This window comes from Pseudomonas sp. MYb60 (genome assembly GCF_002979555.1).
Taxonomy (GTDB): Bacteria; Pseudomonadota; Gammaproteobacteria; order Pseudomonadales; family Pseudomonadaceae; genus Aquipseudomonas.
The window spans coordinates 250,901-268,781 of sequence record NZ_PCOZ01000002.1 but is presented as its reverse complement, the minus strand read 5'-3'; the positions used below and the strand labels follow the sequence as shown (position 1 = coordinate 268,781).

The following is a 17,881-nucleotide window of genomic DNA, read 5'->3' as shown; positions in this document are numbered from 1 at the left end:
CACAATGGTTGGCGTGTTCTCTGATTCATTGATCCTGTGCCTAAACCGCAGACTGTCATCCGGCAATCTCGCCGTGGTGTTATTTATTTATGGTCGCAATTCCTGGCCATCATAAATACACCTGCTCATTCCACATGACAGGTTGATTATGAGAAAAATGTTTGGTGTTACAGTCGGTGCCCTTTGTCTGATCGTCAGTGTCGGAGCTCATGCAACTAATGTTGCCGAACTGATTGTACGAGGAACTATCAAACCTGTGGCTTGCAACCTTAGCCTCACCGGTAATGGCCTTGTCGACTACCAGACGATTGCCGCCTCAAGCTTGTCCCCGACGCAGTTCACGCCGCTTGTAGCGAAACCGGTCAGTTTGACCATCAATTGCGGTCGGGCTGCGCAGTTCCGAGTGTCGCTGAGTGACCTTCAATCTGCCAGTAAGGTGCCAGGCATCCTCGGTGCCGGGTTCACCGAGGCACAGAACTACGGCTTAGGGCTCGCCAATGGCAGGCGTACCGGCGGGTACTCCGTGACCCTCAAGAATCTGAGTGCGAGCAGCGGTGTCCTGAACCCAATCATGCGGACCAGTCCGGCGTCGGCCTGGCAGCACAGTGACGGTAAAGTCGCACAATCACCTGCCCAATATTCCTGGCGTAGCGGTACCACTGCGGTACCGGCATCCATCACCAGTCTTACAGGCACGCTTGAAGTAAAAGCCGTTATCAACCGCACGCAGGATTTGGACCTGACCCGCGATGTAACGTTGGATGGTCGCACCAGTCTGTCAGTGGATTACATCTAAGTACGTCGTTAATAGTCGGCATGAATGCACTGTCACTTAGCTGGCTTTGTTGAATGTCGGCTTTTTAAACCTGCATTTTTTTTATGTTTGGCTGGGGTAAGTCGGTGAATGTTCCAACAGTAATCCTGAGGTCGCTGATGCGGTATATAAGCGCGTGTCTTTTTTTTTGTGGCATGGCCGTGGCGGACGGAATGCAGCCCGAGACAACCGTTGTCATTCTGAATGAAGAAGAGGGTGAGACGACACTTAATGTTAAAAACACCGACTCGGGCCCTGCGTTACTGCACTCGGTCATTCAAGACATACCGGAAGACCTGGAGCCATTGTTGATCGTAACGCCCCCGATTACGCGGGTCGAAGCGGGCGACACCCAACTTGTCCGTTTCATCAGTACCACGAAGGCACCGCTCAAGACCCAGCGCCTTAAGCGTGTTTCCTTTGAAGGTATTCCAGAAGCACGTGCACCCGGCGGTGCGACCATTGGTATTACCCTGCGCCAGAGTCTGCCAGTGATCCTGCACCCCAAAGGCTTGCCCAGACATGACGCTCCCTGGCAGTTGCTGACATGGACGCGTGTAGGGGGCCAGTTGAGGGTCCATAACGACAGCGCCTATGTCGTGCGGCTGGGGATGGAAGTAGAGCTGCATCCGCAGGCAGGCGTGGCAACTTTGCCACGGACCTACGTTCTGCCGGGTGAAGCGCTGACGCTGGTGTCGGCAGGCCCAGTAACGGGAGTAGTGGCTGTGGGGATTCAACCGGCCACCGTCTACGGGTTTACGGTGGACAGTTATCGCGCGCCGGTTACGGCTGATGCGGATTGACTGGCCTATGAAAAAGATCAGGCAACCCCGTCGCTCGGCCAATAGCGTACCAAGCAATGTTTCCCAGGCCCGTTCCAGAATTCTGCTGGGCCTTGCAACGCTGTGGAGTCTGCCAGGTACCAGTGCAGCGGTTGGGCTGGGGGAAGGTTTTGATCTGGCCGCGCTGACCGCCCTTGGGATTGATCCGCAGGTGTCCGAATACTTTCGCAGCGCAGCACGCTTTCGTGAAGGTGTCCACGTTGTCGGGCTACGGGTCAATGGCACGCCGTTGGGGTTGGTTGACGCCCGTTTCGACTACCAGGGCCAGTTATGCTTCACCCCCGCATTGTTGGCAAAGGCCGGTCTGGTCACCCCTTCCCGCCTTTTGCGCGAGGGCATCACCCCTGACCAGGCCTGCCATGATTTCGTGGGGGAATATCCCGCGACCCTGGTGAGGCTGCGCCCCAGCAGCGACGAGGTCACGCTGGTGGTGCCGACCCAGTCCATGCGTGCGCCGGAGTGGGAGGGCGGGAGTTTCTCCGAGGGTGGCGCGGCCGCCATCTTCAACTACGACGTATTGGGTTTCGATACTCACTCGCGCAGCGGGCCGAGTCGCTTCGTATCGGCCTACACCGAGGCGGGATTCAACCTGGGAAACTGGATTGTTCGCAGCCGTCAGTTTTATGTTTCCGACAATGGCAAGACACGCACAGAACAGGTAAACGCCTATGCCCAGCGTGATATCGCGGCGTTGCGGTCGACTTTCCAGGTGGGGCAGATTTCCAGCAACAACCCGATTTTTGGCGGTGTACAGCTGACCGGCTTGCAGTTCTCCCCGGACGGCCAGCAGCGCAGCGGTGCGGGCGACAGCAATGTCGTGGTTGAAGGGCTGGCACAAAGCCAGTCGCGGGTCGAAGTTCGTCAATCGGGCGCACTGATCCATTCCACCCTGGTGCCGGAAGGTCCGTTCAGACTGACCGGCTTACCGTTGCTGAACAGCACCAGCGACCTCGACGTGAGCGTGATTGACGTGCGTGGGGCAACGCGCAGTTTTGTGGTGCCTGCTGCTTCCTTTCGGGGTGGGGCTCCAGTGGAGCCGGGGTACTATTTTTCCCTCGGTAAAGTGCGCGGGACAGCCATCGACCACCAGGAATCCCCTGTGGTCGCCATGGGCAGCGGCACCTGGGGGCTGGGTCAGCGCTCGTCGTTGGGTTTCGGTCTGCTGAGTACCGATGAGTACCAGTCGGCAGGCGGATCCCTGAGCAGCGTGTTTTTCCATCAGATGACCGTGGGGGTGCGTCATAACCTGTCCCGCGATGCTCAAGATGAGGTGAGCGGCGCGCGTAGCGCACTGTCTATAGGGACTCCGTTATTCGCCAATCTTGATATCAACCTGAGCGCCTCGGCACAGAGTCGCGGCTACCGGGAGGTACTGGACGCTGGCCAGGCGTCGCGGGGGTACAGCGTCGATGCGCGTTTCAAGCGCCAGTACACGGCAGGTTTGAGCTGGGCGGACCCGTCCCTGGGTGGCTTCTCTCTCGGTTTTACCCGGGGCTCGCAGTTTGACGGGCAATCCAACGACCACCTTTTTGTCTCATGGAACAACACGTTCAACGGTGTGGGCGTCGCACTGATTGCCGATGCCCAGGTAGGGAGGACCGAGCCTCGGCGCCTGGACCCTGTTCGCGGTAGCCGCCGCGACGAGCGGCTGGACGAGGGCACTTCTGTCAGGCTGCAGGTCACGATGCCGCTGGGTGCTGAACGGCGTGTGAACGCTTATGTCAGCCGTCGCGGTAACCGGTTGGATGCCGGGACCGCCCTCAGTGAGCGGGTCAACGACTATGTGCACTACGAGGTCGGTGTTGAGCGGGATGTGAAACAGCGAGAGCAAAGCGTGCGCGCACGTGTGGATGTCCTACCGCTCTATACCCGCGTCAGTCTGGGCGTCAGCCGTGATCCGACGAACATCAACTACTCCGGCCAACTGCAAGGCGGCATCGTGGCTCATGAAAACGGAGTGACGTTTTCGCCGTATGCGGTGCAGGACACTTTTGGGATTGTCTCTGTAGGCGACATTGGCGCGGCCAAGGTTTCGACGCCCCAAGGGCCGGTTTGGACCGATTTCACTGGCCAAGCGGTGATCCCCGGTTTGCAGGCCTACAGCAACAACCATTTGCAAGTGCAGACCCAATCGCTGCCCAAACGCGTCGACTTGAAGAACGGTACCAAGGTGCTAGCCGCCGGTCGTGGCTCGGTCAACATCCCCGACTTTGATGTGGTGAAAGTGCGCCGACTGTTGCTTGAGTCCCGGGACGAACAGGGTCGGCACTTGCCTCAAGGCGCAGCGGTGTTTGGCGAGGACAACAGCTTTATGACCAGTGTGGTGGGTGAAGGCATGGTGTTCCTGAGCAATATCGACGGGCCGCAAACCTTGAGGGTCTTATTGCCGGACTCCAAGTCGTGCCTGCTGCACGTCAATCCTGAGCGAGAGCCTGACGATGACAAATTCTACGAAACCGCTCCGGCGGTCTGCCATGTTCGTTGAACGCAGGAGTCTGTGGCTGCTGTGGGCGGCTCTGGTTGCGACCCAGGCTCAGGCTGAGAATTGCCGGATGACCCTGAGCGAGCCAAGGGTCGACTACGGCGTGATTCGCCCTTCGCAAGTTTCATCCGGCAGGGCGACAGTGACGCTGGATACGCCGCGCACGCTGCACCTGAGCGTTCTTTGTACGGCCCCCTCGGCGATGGCGTTGCGTTTCAGCGGGGTGGCCGCCGATTCCAAAGGCTTCCAGTTTGGTCGACAGGGACGTTTTACCTTGAGTCTGAGGCAGGCTCAGGTCGACGGCAGGCCGGTGTCGTGGCTGCCCGACGAAGCCTCCAGCGGGCAGCTTTTACCGGGTCATACGCTGTCTGCAAGCGCAGGCGGTGTGCCGATCACAGGCCATCGATTGGCAGCACAGGTGGAGATAGCGGTTCAGTTGCCGGCCGACGCCCTCTCGGTGCGTCGGGAGATACTGCTGGAAGGGCATGGCCAGTTCGAACTGGTCAGCCCGGCTGTTCCGTAGAACCAATGAAGTTGGCGAGCTCGGCAGTTCGCGGGCTGGCGAACAACACTTTCGGATCGCCGACTTCATGCACCTTGCCTTGGTGCATGAACACCAGCTTGTCGCCCACTTCCCGGGCAAACCGCATTTCGTGGGTCACCATGATCAGGGTCATGCCGTCCTTGGCCAGTTGGCGCACCACGCTGAGCACTTCGTTGACCAACTCCGGGTCCAGGGCCGAGGTGATTTCATCGCACAGCAAGACCTTGGGCGACATCGCCAGCGCGCGGGCAATCGCCACGCGTTGCTGCTGGCCGCCAGACAAGCGATCGGGGAAGGCGTCGAATTTTTCGCCCAGCCCGACACGCTCCAGCATCTGCCGGGCCAATTGCGCGGCCTTGGCCTTGGGCACCTTCTGCACCACTTGCGGCGCAAGCATGACGTTTTCACCCACCGTCAGGTGCGGGAACAGGTTGAATTGCTGGAACACCATGCCGACTTTCTGCCGCAGGCTGCGCAGGTCGGCGCGGGCGGCGTCGAGGTAGTCGCCGTCGACTTCGATCACACCGTCATTGATCGACTCCAGGCCATTGAGGGTGCGCAGCAATGTGGACTTGCCCGAGCCGCTGCGGCCGATGATCGCCACCACCTGGCCTTCTTCGACAGTCAGGTCGATGCCCTTGAGCACATGGTGATCGCCGTAATACTTATGCAGGGCGGAAATTCTAAGCAGAGGCATGCAGTCTCCTTTCCAGGTAGCGCGCACTGAGGGACAGTGGGTAGCAGAGCAAAAAGTAACCAAGGGCCACCAGTCCGTAGACCATGAAGGGTTCGAAGGTGGCGTTGGCGAGCATGCCGCCGGTCTTGGTCAATTCGGTGAAACCGATGATCGAGGTCACGGCGGTGCCCTTGACCACCTGCACCGAGAAGCCCACGGTGGGCGCCACGGCAATTCGCAGGGCCTGGGGCAGGATCACGTAACGCAGTTGCTCCAGCGGGTTGAGCGCCAGGCTGGCCGAGGCTTCCCATTGCCCATGGGCGATGGAGTCGACGCAGCCGCGCCAGATTTCGGCGAGGTAGGCGCTGGTGAACAGGGTCAGGGCAATTGCCGCGGCCAGCCACGGCGAGATATCCACACCCAGCAGGGCGATGCCGAAAAACACCAGGAACAGCTGCATCAGCAGCGGCGTGCCCTGGAACAGCTCGATGTAGGTACGCGCCACGTTGCGCGGGAAGGCCTTGTGGCTGATACGCATCGTCATCACCAGCAAACCGATCAGGCCGCCGCCGATAAACGCCACCAGTGACAGCAGCAAGGTCCACTGCAGGCCGGTGAGCAGGTTGCGCACGATGTCCCAGAAGGAAAAATCACTCATCGGCTATTCCTCATCACAAAGCGTCGGCCGATCCAGTTGAGCAACTGACGAATCATCAGCGCCATGCACAGGTACACCAGGGTGGTCAGGGCGTAGGTTTCAAATGCGCGGAAGTTGCGCGACTGGATGAAGTTGGCGGCAAAGCTCAGCTCCTCGGTGGCGATCTGCGAACATACCGCCGAGCCGAGCATCACGATGATGATCTGGCTGCTCAGGGCCGGCCACACCTTGCCCAGCGCCGGCAGCAGCACCACGTGGCGGAACGCTTCGAAGCGCGTCATCGCCAGCGCGGCGGCGGCTTCCAGTTGCCCGCGCGGGATCGCCTGGATGCCGGCGCGGATGATCTCGGTGGAGTAGGCCCCCAGGTTGATCACCATCGCCAGCACGGCGGCTTGCCACTCGGTGATCTTCAGCCCCAGGGACGGCAGGCCGAAGAAGATGAAGAACAACTGCACCAGGAACGGCGTGTTGCGGATCAACTCGACATACACCCCGAAGAACCAGGCGAACGGCTGGATCTTCCACGCCCGCACCACGGCGCCCACGGTGCCCAGGGCGACGCCGAGGATCGCGCCGATGGCCGTCAGCTCAAGGGTGAACAGCGCGCCGCGCAACAGCAGGTCGGTATTGGCCAGCACCGGCACAAAGTCAAATTGATACGCCATGAGTCAGCTCCGCGTTCAGAGGTCGGCCGGCAGGGGTTCTTTGAGCCATTGCAGCGCGTTCTTTTCCAGGCTGCCGTCAGCCTTGCCCGCGATGAGGATCTGGTTGACCTTCTCCAGCAGCGCCGGCTCGTTCTTGTTCACGCCCACGTACACTGGCGAATCCTTGAGTTTTACTTTCAGGGCCGGCACGCGTTTAGGGTTGCGTTCGCTGATCGCCACCATCACCACGTTGCCGCTGGCGATCAGGTCGACCTGGCCGGCCAGGTAGGCGGCGATGGTGGAATTGTTGTCCTCGAAGCGCTTGATCGTGGCTTCCTTGGGCGCGACGGCGGTGAGCTCGATGTCTTCGATGGCGCCACGGGTCACACTGATGGTCTTGCCCTTGAGGTCGTCAAGGCCGGTGATCGCTGCATCAGGCGGGCCGAACACCGCCAGGTAGAACGGCGCGTAGGCCTTGGAGAAGTCGATGACTTTTTCGCGCTCTGGGTTCTTGCCCAGGCTGGAGATCACCAGGTCGACCTTGCCGGTGGTGAGGTACGGGATCCGGTTGGTGCTGTTGACCGGTGTCAGCTCCAGCTTGACCTTGAGTTGGTCGGCCAGCAGCTTGGCGGTGTCGATGTCCAGGCCGCGCGGCTTCATGTCCGGGCCGACCGAGCCGAACGGCGGGAAGTCCTGGGGGACCGCGACCTTGAGGGTGCCACGGGCGACGATGTCGTCCAGACCATTGGCCTGGGCGGGTGCCTGGCTCAGCATCAGGCTGGCAAACAGGGCAGTGAGCAGGGCGCTGTAGCGCTTGGTCATGGCAACTCTCCGAGAAGGGCGAAGGGAATTTCTGTTTTTGCCCAGTGCACAGCCCATGCCATCGTCCTTGGGATCGCCCGCAAGCCACGGGTTTACTGCGCGCTGGCGGTCTTACTGGTCTGAACAGTTGGCGAGTTTTTCGCACCCTTTTCGAGCGTCGGCAAAACCCGGCGAGCCCCTTTGGGGCGTGGCTTGCCGGCAGCTTCGAATAGCTTTACAACTAGCCGATCAGTTGTCTGGAACCTCGAGTTTTTTATGAATTCCATTGCCCAAGCCGTACCGGAAGCGGCCCTGCAGGCCATCCGCAAACTGATCAAGGAACGAGGCTTCGAGCCGGGCGATGCATTGCCGTCCCAACGTGACCTGGCGTTGCAATTGGGGGTGAGCCGGGCGTCGCTGCGCGAGGCGTTGTCGTCGCTGAGCGCCTTGGGCGTGGTCAGCGTGCAGCCGGGCAAAGGCGTGTTTGTGCAGGCGGCGGAGGAGGCGCCGGGGTTTGCCTGGCCGTTCGCCGCCCAGGCCACGCCGTTGGATATCTTCCAGTTGCGCTATGCCCTTGAGGGGTTTGCAGCGGGGTTGGCAGCCGTGACGCTGACCGTCGATGAACTGGACCGCCTGGAAGATAACGTCGAGGCCATGCGCGCGGTGCTCAAGGCAGGCGACTTCGACGCGGCCGCACGGCTGGACTTCGAATTTCACCAGCGCATCCTGCTGGCCAGCGGCAACCAGGCGATGGTGAGCATCCTGAGCGCCAGCGCCGAGGTCTTCCTGGAGAGTCAGAAACTACCGTTCATCCGGCCGGAGCGTGCCATGGAAACCTGGCAGGAGCATCGCAAGATCCTGCGGGCACTGGCCCGTCGCGCCAGTGCGGCGGCGCAGAAAACCATGCAGGAACATGTACGCAACGCGGCATTGCGCACCGGCATTGCCTTCGTGACTCCCGTGGCGCCCTGAGTTGGGCTATACCCAAACTCATGCACCACCATAGCAAGACTCAATCAGACGCGGCTTCCTGAACGGGGGAAGGGCGGCTATGATGGGCCACGTTTTTTTTGCTTACAATCCGGAGACATCCATGAGCAACGATCTTATCAAGCACGTCACCGACGCGACCTTTGAGGCCGAAGTACTCAAGGCTCAAGGCCCGGTGCTGGTTGACTACTGGGCTGAATGGTGCGGCCCTTGCAAAATGATCGCTCCTGTTCTGGACGACATTGCAACCACCTACGAAGGCAAGCTGACCATTGCCAAGCTGAACATCGACGACAACCAGGAAACCCCGGCCAAGCACGGCGTGCGTGGTATCCCGACGCTGATGCTGTTCAAGAACGGCAACGTCGAAGCCACCAAAGTGGGCGCGCTGTCGAAGTCCCAGCTGCAAGCTTTCCTCGACGCGAACATCTAAGCGTCGTCAAAAAAGCCCCGCAAATAGCGGGGCTTTTTCGTGAAACAGGGCTAGACGCTCAGAAAGTCAGGTGGTACATTCGGCCCCGCACTGGTTTCTCCACTGCCCCCTGCAAGCCGTCGCCGACGCATTCCTTTTCGATTAGTACGCGATCCTGTCGCCTTCTCCGCGGCGCGGCCTCATTAAGCCAAAAGCTTAATTTCCCCCCCTCCATAAATGATTACGTCATTCCTATATGAATCTGACTGAACTCAAGCAAAAGCCGATTACCGACCTGCTCCAACTGGCCGAAGAAATGGGCATAGAAAATATGGCCCGTTCGCGCAAGCAGGACGTGATTTTCTCCCTGCTGAAAAAGCACGCGAAAAGCGGCGAGGAAATCTCCGGTGATGGCGTGCTGGAGATTCTCCAGGACGGCTTCGGCTTCCTCCGCTCTGCAGACGCCTCCTATCTCGCCGGCCCAGACGATATCTACGTCTCGCCGAGCCAGATCCGTCGCTTCAACTTGCGCACCGGTGACACCATCGTTGGCAAGATCCGACCGCCGAAGGAAGGCGAGCGTTATTTCGCCCTGCTCAAGGTCGACACGATCAACTTCGATCGTCCTGAGAACGCGAAGAACAAGATTCTCTTCGAGAACCTGACCCCGCTGTTCCCGACCGTGCGCATGAAGATGGAAGCCGGCAACGGTTCCACCGAAGACTTGACTGGTCGTGTGATCGACCTGTGCGCCCCGATCGGCAAAGGCCAGCGTGGCCTGATCGTCGCGCCGCCGAAAGCCGGCAAGACCATCATGCTGCAGAACATCGCAGCGAACATCGCGCGTAACAATCCTGAAGTTCACCTGATCGTATTGCTGATCGACGAGCGTCCGGAAGAAGTGACCGAAATGCAGCGCACCGTGCGCGGCGAAGTGGTTGCCTCGACGTTCGACGAGCCGCCGACCCGCCACGTGCAGGTTGCCGAAATGGTGATCGAGAAGGCCAAGCGCCTGGTCGAACACAAGAAGGACGTGGTGATCCTGCTCGACTCCATCACCCGTTTGGCCCGTGCCTACAACACCGTGATTCCGAGCTCCGGCAAGGTATTGACCGGTGGTGTCGATGCTCACGCCCTGGAGAAACCGAAACGTTTCTTCGGTGCTGCGCGGAACATCGAAGAAGGCGGCTCGCTGACCATCATCGCCACCGCACTGGTTGAAACCGGTTCGAAAATGGACGAAGTGATCTACGAAGAGTTCAAGGGTACCGGCAACATGGAACTGCCCCTGGACCGTCGCATCGCGGAAAAACGCGTGTTCCCGGCGATCAACATCAACCGTTCCGGCACCCGCCGCGAGGAGTTGCTGACGGCCGACGACGAACTGCAGCGCATGTGGATCCTGCGCAAGCTGCTGCACCCGATGGACGAAGTCGCCGCCATCGAGTTCCTGGTCGACAAGCTGAAGACCACCAAGACCAACGACGAGTTCTTCTTGTCGATGAAGCGCAAGTGATACGACGCTTATGGTCCTGAAAAATGGCGCCCTTTGAGGCGCCATTTTTTTTTGCGGCGAAAAAGGAAGGTTCGTGCCACATAAGTGTCAGTTAACAAACAAAAAAGATGAGTGCAGCTACGCTCATTACTAACCGTGACAGACTGACAAGACTATCTATGACCGTGCTTGCGTATCGAAGAGACATTGACGGCCTGCGAGCCGTCGCAGTAATCGCAGTGGTGCTGTTTCATTTCGGGGTTCCGGGCGTTACGGGCGGCTTTGTCGGCGTAGATGTGTTCTTCGTGATTTCAGGTTTCCTGATCACCTCGATCATCTGGCGCGAGCGCGAGGCTGGGCGTTTCAGTTTCGTGGACTTCTGGGCACGGCGGGCGCGGCGCATCTTGCCGGCGCTGTTTGTGATGATGGCGGCCACGCTGGCGGTGGGCTGGTTCCTGCTGGCGCCCAAGGATTACGAAGAGCTCGGGCGCTCGGCGCGTTATCAGGTGGTGTTTACGTCCAACCTGCTGTTTGCGCGGCAGGACGGTTATTTCGATGCGGCGTCCGATATCAAGCCGTTGCTGCATACCTGGTCGCTGGCGGTGGAGGAGCAGTTCTACATCCTGTTCCCGCTGGTTCTGGCCGTGCTGTCCAGCCGTTTGAAACACTGGCGTCTGGTGCTGTTCGGGCTGTTGCTGGTGTCGTTTGGCATGAGTGCCTGGGCAGTCTTCCATCAACCGCAAAAAGCCTTCTTCCTCTTGCACATGCGCGCCTGGGAACTGCTGGCAGGCGCGATGCTGGCAGTGATGCCCAAAACCGCCTGGCGTGCATCGCCGGCCCTGGCCCAGGGCGTCAGCCTGGTGTCCATGGGGCTGATCCTGGTTGCAGTGTTCGGCTTCGATTCAGTCACCCCGTTTCCCGGCATCGCGGCATTGCTGCCCGTGCTGGGGGTGGTGGGGTTGATCTGGGCCAACGGGCAGCAACACACCTGGGTCGGGCGCCTGCTCAGCACGCGGGTGATGGTGGGGCTGGGGCTGGTGTCGTACTCGTGGTACCTGTGGCATTGGCCGGTCTTCGTCTATTCCAGCTACGCGGCCATCGATGGCTTGAATGCCTTCGAGTGGGCCGCAGTCCTGCTGGCTACCCTGCTGTTGGGTTACCTCTCGTGGCGGTTCGTCGAGGCTCCGTTTCGTGAGAAGCGCCTGTTGGCAGGGCGCAAGGCGATCCTGCTGGGCGCCGGCGTCGGCATGCTCTGCCTGGGCCTGGCGGGCCAGGTGTTGCGCTGGACCGACGGCTTGCCGTGGCGCCTGCCCGAGCAGGCGCTGCGCTATGCCCAGGCCAAGCAGTGGGGCCCGGAGCTGCTGGCATGCATCGCGGACCGCAAGACCCAAGATGACCGGTTGTTCTGCCACTTCGGCCCGCGCGACAGCGCCAGGTCTGCGCTGGTGTGGGGCGACAGCCACGCCGCTGCCTTGATCCCCGCACTCGAGGCGGGTGCCGACCGCCATCACATCAGCCTGGTCCAGGCCAGCTTCGCCGGGTGCCTGCCGTTGGATGGGCTGGAGAATGTCAGCCAGTGCGCGCGGTTCAATCAGCGTGTCGAACAGGCCATGAGCCAACAGTCATTCACGGACGTGGTGCTGGTGGCGCGTTGGAGCCTGTATCTGTACGGGCAATTATCGGGTGACCTGGGCCCCGCGCTCAAGGATCCTGACACCGGCCACTATGTGCGTGCCGTTGCCGAGCAGCGCTTTGCCGCAGGCCTGCGCCAGCGCGTGGCTGGCTTGCGGGCCGCCGGGCACCGGGTATGGCTGGTCAAGGAAGTGCCCTTGCAGGAGATGGTGGTGCCTTATCGGCTCAGTCGCCTGGCCATGCTGAACCGTTCGGTGGAAGGTGAGGGGCTTGACGTGGCTCATCATGTGAGGCGCCAGGTGTTCATCACCCAGCTGTTTGATCAACTGGCGGCCGCCGACGACGGCGTGCAGGTGCTGGATCCTGCGCCGCAACTGTGTGATGCCGCGGGCCTGTGCCGGGTCGAACTCGACGGGCGCGCGCTGTATACCGACGATAATCACCTTTCAGACGCCGGGGCGCGGTACATCGAAGCGTTCCTGGAACCGCTGTTCAGTTCGTTGCAATCACGTGGTCTGACGGCCAATTAAGCTGCCAGCGGCACGCAGAGCAGGTAGGATGTACGCCTATTTTACGGGTGGCATGGTTAATGAAATTCAAGGATCTTCGGGATTTCGTGCAGCAACTTGAGCAGCGCGGAGAGTTGAAACGTATCCAGATGCCGATTTCCCCGGTACTGGAAATGACTGAGATTTGCGACCGTACCTTGCGCAACAAGGGCCCGGCGCTGCTGTTCGAGAACCCGACCGGCTATGACATTCCGGTGCTCGGCAACCTGTTCGGCACGCCTGAGCGCGTGGCGTTTGGCATGGGCGCCGAGTCGGTCAGCGAGCTGCGCGAGATCGGCAAGCTGCTGGCGTTCCTCAAGGAGCCCGAGCCGCCGAAGGGCTTGAAGGATGCGTGGTCGAAGCTGCCGATCTTCCGCAAGATCATTGCCATGGCGCCAAAAGTGGTCAAGGACGCGGTGTGCCAGGAAGTGGTCATCGAAGGCGATGACGTCGACCTGGCCATGCTTCCGGTGCAGACCTGCTGGCCCGGCGACGTCGGCCCGCTGATCACCTGGGGCCTGACCGTCACAAAAGGCCCGAACAAGGACCGTCAGAACCTCGGTATCTACCGCCAGCAAGTGATCGGCCGCAACAAGGTGATCATGCGCTGGCTGAGCCACCGTGGCGGTGCGCTGGATTACCGCGAGTGGTGCGAAAAACACCCCGGCCAGCCGTTCCCGGTCTCCGTGGCACTGGGCGCAGACCCGGCGACCATCCTCGGCGCGGTCACCCCGGTGCCCGACAGCCTGTCCGAATACGCCTTCGCCGGTCTGTTGCGCGGTAACCGTACCGAGCTGGTGAAGTGCCGTGGCAACGACCTGCAAGTGCCGGCCACCGCCGAGATCATCCTCGAAGGCGTGATTCACCCAGGTGAAATGGCCGATGAAGGTCCTTACGGCGACCACACCGGTTATTACAACGAAGTCGACAGTTTCCCGGTGTTCACCGTCGAGCGCATCACCCACCGTATCAAACCGATCTACCACAGCACCTACACCGGCCGTCCGCCGGATGAGCCGGCGATCCTTGGCGTGGCGCTCAACGAAGTGTTCGTGCCGATCCTGCAAAAGCAGTTCCCGGAAATCACCGACTTCTACCTGCCGCCCGAGGGCTGCTCGTACCGCATGGCCATCGTGACCATGAAGAAGTCGTACCCGGGCCACGCCAAGCGGGTCATGCTGGGTGTGTGGTCGTTTTTGCGACAGTTCATGTACACCAAGTTCGTTATTGTCACCGACGACGACATCAATGCCCGCGACTGGAACGACGTGATCTGGGCCATCACCACGCGCATGGACCCCAAGCGCGACACGGTGATGATCGACAACACGCCGATCGACTACCTCGACTTCGCCTCGCCGGTGTCGGGCCTGGGTTCGAAGATGGGCCTGGACGCCACGCACAAATGGCCGGGTGAAACCACGCGAGAGTGGGGCCGGGTGATCGTCAAGGATGAAGCCATCACCGCACGTGTCGATGCGATCTGGAAAGAATTGGGAATAGATTGATGCGTGTAACCCTGCAACCGTCCGGCGCCGTGCTGGAGCTGGTCCCTGGCGAGCGAATCCTTGAAGGGGCGCGTCGCCTGGGCTATGAATGCCCTCAGGCCTGCCGCAACGGGGTCTGCCATGTGTGCGCCGCGCTGTTGGTGGAAGGCCGGGTGCAGCAAGCCGGTGAAGTGCGTGACCACGGTGAGTTCTACACGTGCATTGCCGAGCCGCTGGAAGATTGCGTAGTGCTGTGGGATGGCGTGTTGGCGCCGGGAGAGTTGCCGTTGCGCAAGTTGTCGTGCCAATTGAGCGAGTGTGTGGACGTCGGCGGCGACGTGTGGCGCGTGCGTTTACGCGCGCCAGCGGGCAAGGCCGTGCGTTACCACGCCGGGCAATACCTGATGATCGAGCGGGAGAACGGCGAGAAGTCAGCGTTTTCCCTGGCGTCCGCGCCCCACGCCGGGCGCGAGTTGGAACTGCACGTACTGGCCCGCGAAGACAGCGCCCGCAGCCTGCTGGAGCAGTTGCAGCGTAACCAGATGGCGCGCGTCGAGCTGCCGTTTGGCGACACCCACCTGGCCGAGCTGCCCGAGGGGCCGCTGGTACTCATCGCTGCCGGCACCGGCATGGCGCAGATGCACAGCCTGATCGAACATTGCCGCGCCTCCGGCTTCAAGCATCCGGTGCACCTGTACTGGGGCGTGCGTCGTCCGGAAGATTTCTACGCCATCGAGCACTGGGAGCAATGGAAGCAACTGCCCAACCTGTTCCTGCACAAGGTCGTCAGCGACCTGTGTGGCTGGGAAGGCCGTTGCGGGCTGCTGCATGAAGCGGTGTGCGAAGACATCAGCGACCTCAAGGCCGTGCATGTTTACGCCAGCGGGTCGCCGGCGATGATCTACGGCACGCTGGATGCCTTGGTGGACGCTGGCATGGATGCGCACCAGATGCGTGCTGACGTGTTTGCCTACGCCCCACGGCCCTGACACTGACCCTATCGTGGAGCGGGGCTTGTGTGGCAGGGGGCTTGCCCCCTCCCACATTTGGATTGTGCTCACTCAGAACCATGTCAGGGTTAGAACCGCACGCCCGTCGTCACCATCGCTGCATTGAACCCCAGCAATACCAGTTCCGCCGCTACCGGCCCGTAATGGGTGCCCACTGACGGAATGATTACCGGCGCCACGCCGAAGCGATTCAACGGGATTTTGTCGCGGTACTTTCCGCGATAACCCTGGATCGCCCCGCCGGTCAGCTTCAGGTACACCGGGTAGTCCGTCATGTCGTAGCGCTTGCCCGCATAGGCATAGTACGAACGTTGGCTGAATGAATTGCGAAACGTCGCCCCGCCATACACCCAGCCTGAGGCGTCATTGCGCTCCAGGCCGATCAGGTCCTGATTGTTGTTGTGTGCCGGGTCGGGCGAAAAGTGCCGGGTGTACACGCTGGTCTGGGCGTACCAGAAGCCTTTGTCCTCTGTGCCCCCTGGCGCTTCGTTTGCCAGCGCTGTGGTGGCCTGGGCCAGGAACAACAGGCCAGGCAGGCGAAATGTCTTCATGGGTGCGACCTCGATAGTCGGTTTGACGGGCGGCTAAGTGGGTCGTGGTGTACGCGCCATTTTGACGTCGAGCGGCGTGCCCAGGCTGAACCAGGGCTGAAGGTAACGGGGTTGGCAGGGTAAATCCTGACGAACGGGGGCCAGGCTTATACTTTTACTTATGCTTTTAAGGTATTTAATTCAGGCGCAGCAGTGTGTTCCATTACGCTAGAGTTACACGCAACCTGTACCAGTTTCCCGCAGACACACAGGAGACCTCAGCGATCTGCCATGACCGTTATTGAATCCGATCTTATGCAATTGGCTTACCCTCCGCGGCTCGATCTAGGCCCGCAACTCACTCACGAACAATTGATGAGCTCGATGCAGGCCACCATGGGTCGGCACAAGGGTGGGCCGGTCTGGCTGTTTGCCTACGGATCATTGATCTGGCGCCCGGAGTGTTCTTCGACGCAGCGGGTGCGGGCGCGGGTCCACGGCTATCACCGAGGGTTGTACCTGTGGTCCCACGAGCATCGGGGCACGCCGGAGTTGCCGGGGTTGGTTTTTGGCCTGGATCGCGGTGGCTCCTGCAGCGGGTTTGCCTACCGTCTGCCGGAAGATCAGCTGGAGGCTTCGCTCTACGCGTTGTGGTGCCGCGAAATGCCTTACCCCTCGTATCGGCCACACTGGCTCAGTTGCCGTCTTGAAGATGGCACTCAGGTGCAGGCCTTGGGGTTTGTATTGGAGCGGCACTTGCCCAGTTATGCGGGGAATCTTCCCGACGCCATCCTGAACCACGTGCTGGAAAGCGCTTGCGGGCGCTACGGCACTACGCGCGATTATGTCGAGCAGACCGTCAACGCCCTGCGTAGCCACGCCATGCCAGATAAAAACCTGGAGGCGCGGCTCAAGCGTTGTGCGAAGGACTGTTCAGGCGGTTAACGCGCCGAACTGACGCTGTTGGTGTGCCATAGCGTAGGGATCAGGAACGCGATGGCCAACACGCACGCGCCGATCAGCAGCACGAAGCCACCGTCCCAGCCGAAGTGGTCCACGGTGTAGCCCATGGCTGCACTCGCCGCCACCGAACCGCCCAGGTAACCAAACAGGCCCGTGAAGCCCGCGGCCGTGCCGGCGGCTTTCTTCGGCGCCAGTTCCAGTGCCTGCAGGCCGATCAGCATGACCGGGCCGTAGATCAGGAAGCCGATGGACACCAGCGCGATCATGTCGACCATCGGGTTGCCTGGCGGGTTGAGCCAGTACACCAGGGTCGCCACGGTCACCAGCGCCATGAACACAATGCCGGTGAGGCCACGGTTGCCGCGGAAGATCTTGTCCGACATCCAGCCGCACAGCAGGGTGCCTGGAATGCCCGCCCACTCGTAGAAGAAGTACGCCCACGACGATTTGTCGACGGTGAAGTGCTTGGCTTCTTTCAGGTAGGTCGGTGCCCAGTCCAGCACGCCGTAGCGCAACAGGTAGACGAACACGTTGGCGAAGGCGATGTACCACAGCATCTTGTTGCGCAGCACGTACTTGACGAAGATTTCCCTGGCGCTGAATTCGTCTTCGTGGCTGGCGTCGTAGCCTTCCGGGTAGTCGTTCTTGTACTTCTCGATAGGCGGCAGGCCCACCGATTGCGGGGTGTCGCGCATGGTGATGAAGGCAAATGCCGCCACCAGCAGGGCCACGGTGGCCGGGACGTAGAACGCTGCGTGCCAGTCGTTGAACCAGGCCATGCCCAGCAGGAACAGCGGGCCGATCAGGCCACCGCCGACGTTATGCGCCACGTTCCACACCGACACCACGCCGCCGCGTTCCTTCTGCGACCACCAGTGCACCATGGTCCGCCCACTTGGCGGCCAGCCCATGCCTTGGGCCCAGCCGTTGATGAACAGCAAAATGAACATCATGGTCACGCTGGACGTCGCCCAAGGTGCGAAACCGAAAATGAACATCACACCGGCTGAAACCAGCAGGCCGAAGGGCAGGAAGTAGCGCGGGTTGGAGCGGTCGGACACTAGGCCCATGAGGAACTTGGACAGGCCGTAGGCAATCGCGATGGCCGACATCGCCAGGCCCAGTTCACCACGGGTGTAACCCTCGTCGATCAGGTAGGGCATGGCCAGGGAGAAGTTTTTGCGCAGCAGGTAGTAGCCTGCGTAGCCAAAGAAAATACCGGCGAAGATCTGCCAGCGCAGGCGTCGGTAGGTACTGTCTATTTTTTCTTCAGGCAGGGGCGCCTGATGTGCGGCAGGACGAAAGAAAGCAAACATTCAAGAGCTCCAGATTTCTTGTTTTGACTGCGGATGC

At 60.8% G+C, this 17,881-nt stretch carries 17 protein-coding genes; 11 read left to right on the top strand and 6 right to left on the bottom strand.

Annotation, left to right across the window (positions count from 1 at the left end; translation table 11 throughout):
• The first annotated feature begins 148 nt into the window (after positions 1 to 148).
• From CQ041_RS04025 to CQ041_RS04010, 4 genes are all read left to right on the top strand, one after another.
• A complete protein-coding gene (locus CQ041_RS04025; protein ID WP_105521205.1) occupies positions 149 to 796 on the top strand; it encodes a DUF1120 domain-containing protein in 648 nt (215 codons plus the stop codon).
• 137 nt (positions 797 to 933) lie between these two features.
• Complete coding sequence (locus CQ041_RS04020) at positions 934 to 1,617, top strand: fimbria/pilus chaperone family protein (protein ID WP_105521204.1); 684 nt, start codon at positions 934 to 936, stop codon at positions 1,615 to 1,617.
• A 7-nt stretch (positions 1,618 to 1,624) separates the two neighbouring features.
• Positions 1,625 to 4,141, top strand: a complete 2,517-nt coding sequence (locus CQ041_RS04015; protein WP_256586735.1) for a fimbria/pilus outer membrane usher protein — start codon at positions 1,625 to 1,627, stop codon at positions 4,139 to 4,141.
• Positions 4,131 to 4,661: a hypothetical protein gene (locus tag CQ041_RS04010; RefSeq protein ID WP_105521203.1), complete on the top strand. Its 531-nt coding sequence runs from the start codon at positions 4,131 to 4,133 to the stop codon at positions 4,659 to 4,661. The genes CQ041_RS04015 and CQ041_RS04010 overlap by 11 nt, the downstream gene beginning before the upstream one ends.
• On the opposite strand, the gene CQ041_RS04005 is transcribed toward CQ041_RS04010, so the two are convergent.
• The 4 genes from CQ041_RS04005 to CQ041_RS03990 are packed head-to-tail and all read right to left on the bottom strand — an operon-like array spanning position 4,642 to position 7,482.
• Positions 4,642 to 5,379 carry an amino acid ABC transporter ATP-binding protein gene (locus tag CQ041_RS04005; protein ID WP_105521202.1) on the bottom strand — a complete coding sequence of 246 codons (738 nt, stop codon included), beginning with the start codon at positions 5,377 to 5,379 and terminating at the stop codon, positions 4,642 to 4,644. The genes CQ041_RS04010 and CQ041_RS04005 overlap by 20 nt on opposite strands.
• Positions 5,366 to 6,016, bottom strand: a complete 651-nt coding sequence (locus CQ041_RS04000; RefSeq protein ID WP_105521201.1) for an amino acid ABC transporter permease — start codon at positions 6,014 to 6,016, stop codon at positions 5,366 to 5,368. The genes CQ041_RS04005 and CQ041_RS04000 overlap by 14 nt, the downstream gene beginning before the upstream one ends.
• Positions 6,013 to 6,681, bottom strand: coding sequence for an amino acid ABC transporter permease (locus CQ041_RS03995; protein ID WP_017736949.1), 669 nt, complete (start codon positions 6,679 to 6,681; stop codon positions 6,013 to 6,015). Before CQ041_RS03995 ends, CQ041_RS04000 begins: the two co-directional genes overlap by 4 nt.
• Before the next feature lie 15 nt (positions 6,682 to 6,696).
• The gene (locus tag CQ041_RS03990) at positions 6,697 to 7,482 is read right to left on the bottom strand and encodes a transporter substrate-binding domain-containing protein (protein WP_105521200.1); all 786 of its coding nucleotides are present in this window, start codon (positions 7,480 to 7,482) and stop codon (positions 6,697 to 6,699) included.
• 255 nt (positions 7,483 to 7,737) lie between these two features.
• On the opposite strand from CQ041_RS03990, the gene CQ041_RS03985 reads away from it, so the two are divergent.
• The 6 genes from CQ041_RS03985 to CQ041_RS03960 all read left to right on the top strand — a co-directional run bounded on the left by CQ041_RS03985 (position 7,738) and on the right by CQ041_RS03960 (position 15,014).
• Complete coding sequence (locus CQ041_RS03985) at positions 7,738 to 8,433, top strand: FadR/GntR family transcriptional regulator (RefSeq protein WP_105521199.1); 696 nt, start codon at positions 7,738 to 7,740, stop codon at positions 8,431 to 8,433.
• Between the two features lie 121 nt (positions 8,434 to 8,554).
• Positions 8,555 to 8,884 carry a thioredoxin TrxA gene (gene trxA / locus CQ041_RS03980; protein WP_003213989.1) on the top strand — a complete coding sequence of 110 codons (330 nt, stop codon included), beginning with the start codon at positions 8,555 to 8,557 and terminating at the stop codon, positions 8,882 to 8,884.
• A 235-nt stretch (positions 8,885 to 9,119) separates the two neighbouring features.
• Positions 9,120 to 10,379 carry a transcription termination factor Rho gene (rho, locus tag CQ041_RS03975; protein ID WP_016973082.1) on the top strand — a complete coding sequence of 420 codons (1,260 nt, stop codon included), beginning with the start codon at positions 9,120 to 9,122 and terminating at the stop codon, positions 10,377 to 10,379.
• Between the two features lie 158 nt (positions 10,380 to 10,537).
• Positions 10,538 to 12,520 (top strand): acyltransferase family protein, encoded by a 1,983-nt coding sequence (locus tag CQ041_RS03970; protein ID WP_105521198.1) that lies wholly within the window; start codon positions 10,538 to 10,540, stop codon positions 12,518 to 12,520.
• 59 nt (positions 12,521 to 12,579) lie between these two features.
• Positions 12,580 to 14,046 carry a 4-hydroxy-3-polyprenylbenzoate decarboxylase gene (ubiD, locus tag CQ041_RS03965; RefSeq protein ID WP_105521197.1) on the top strand — a complete coding sequence of 489 codons (1,467 nt, stop codon included), beginning with the start codon at positions 12,580 to 12,582 and terminating at the stop codon, positions 14,044 to 14,046.
• The gene (locus CQ041_RS03960; protein ID WP_105521196.1) at positions 14,046 to 15,014 is read left to right on the top strand and encodes a CDP-6-deoxy-delta-3,4-glucoseen reductase; all 969 of its coding nucleotides are present in this window, start codon (positions 14,046 to 14,048) and stop codon (positions 15,012 to 15,014) included. The genes ubiD and CQ041_RS03960 overlap by 1 nt, the downstream gene beginning before the upstream one ends.
• Positions 15,015 to 15,103: 89 nt before the next feature.
• Here the strand turns inward: CQ041_RS03960 and CQ041_RS03955 are convergent, their stop codons facing one another.
• Positions 15,104 to 15,586, bottom strand: a complete 483-nt coding sequence (locus tag CQ041_RS03955) for a sn-glycerol-3-phosphate transporter (RefSeq protein WP_105521195.1) — start codon at positions 15,584 to 15,586, stop codon at positions 15,104 to 15,106.
• A gap of 270 nt (positions 15,587 to 15,856) precedes the next feature.
• Here CQ041_RS03955 and CQ041_RS03950 point away from each other — a divergent pair, with 270 nt between their 5' ends.
• The gene (locus CQ041_RS03950; protein ID WP_105521194.1) at positions 15,857 to 16,510 is read left to right on the top strand and encodes a gamma-glutamylcyclotransferase; all 654 of its coding nucleotides are present in this window, start codon (positions 15,857 to 15,859) and stop codon (positions 16,508 to 16,510) included.
• On the opposite strand, the gene glpT is transcribed toward CQ041_RS03950, so the two are convergent.
• The gene (glpT, locus tag CQ041_RS03945; protein WP_105521193.1) at positions 16,507 to 17,844 is read right to left on the bottom strand and encodes a glycerol-3-phosphate transporter; all 1,338 of its coding nucleotides are present in this window, start codon (positions 17,842 to 17,844) and stop codon (positions 16,507 to 16,509) included. The genes CQ041_RS03950 and glpT overlap by 4 nt on opposite strands.
• Between the last annotated feature and the right edge of the window lie 37 nt (positions 17,845 to 17,881).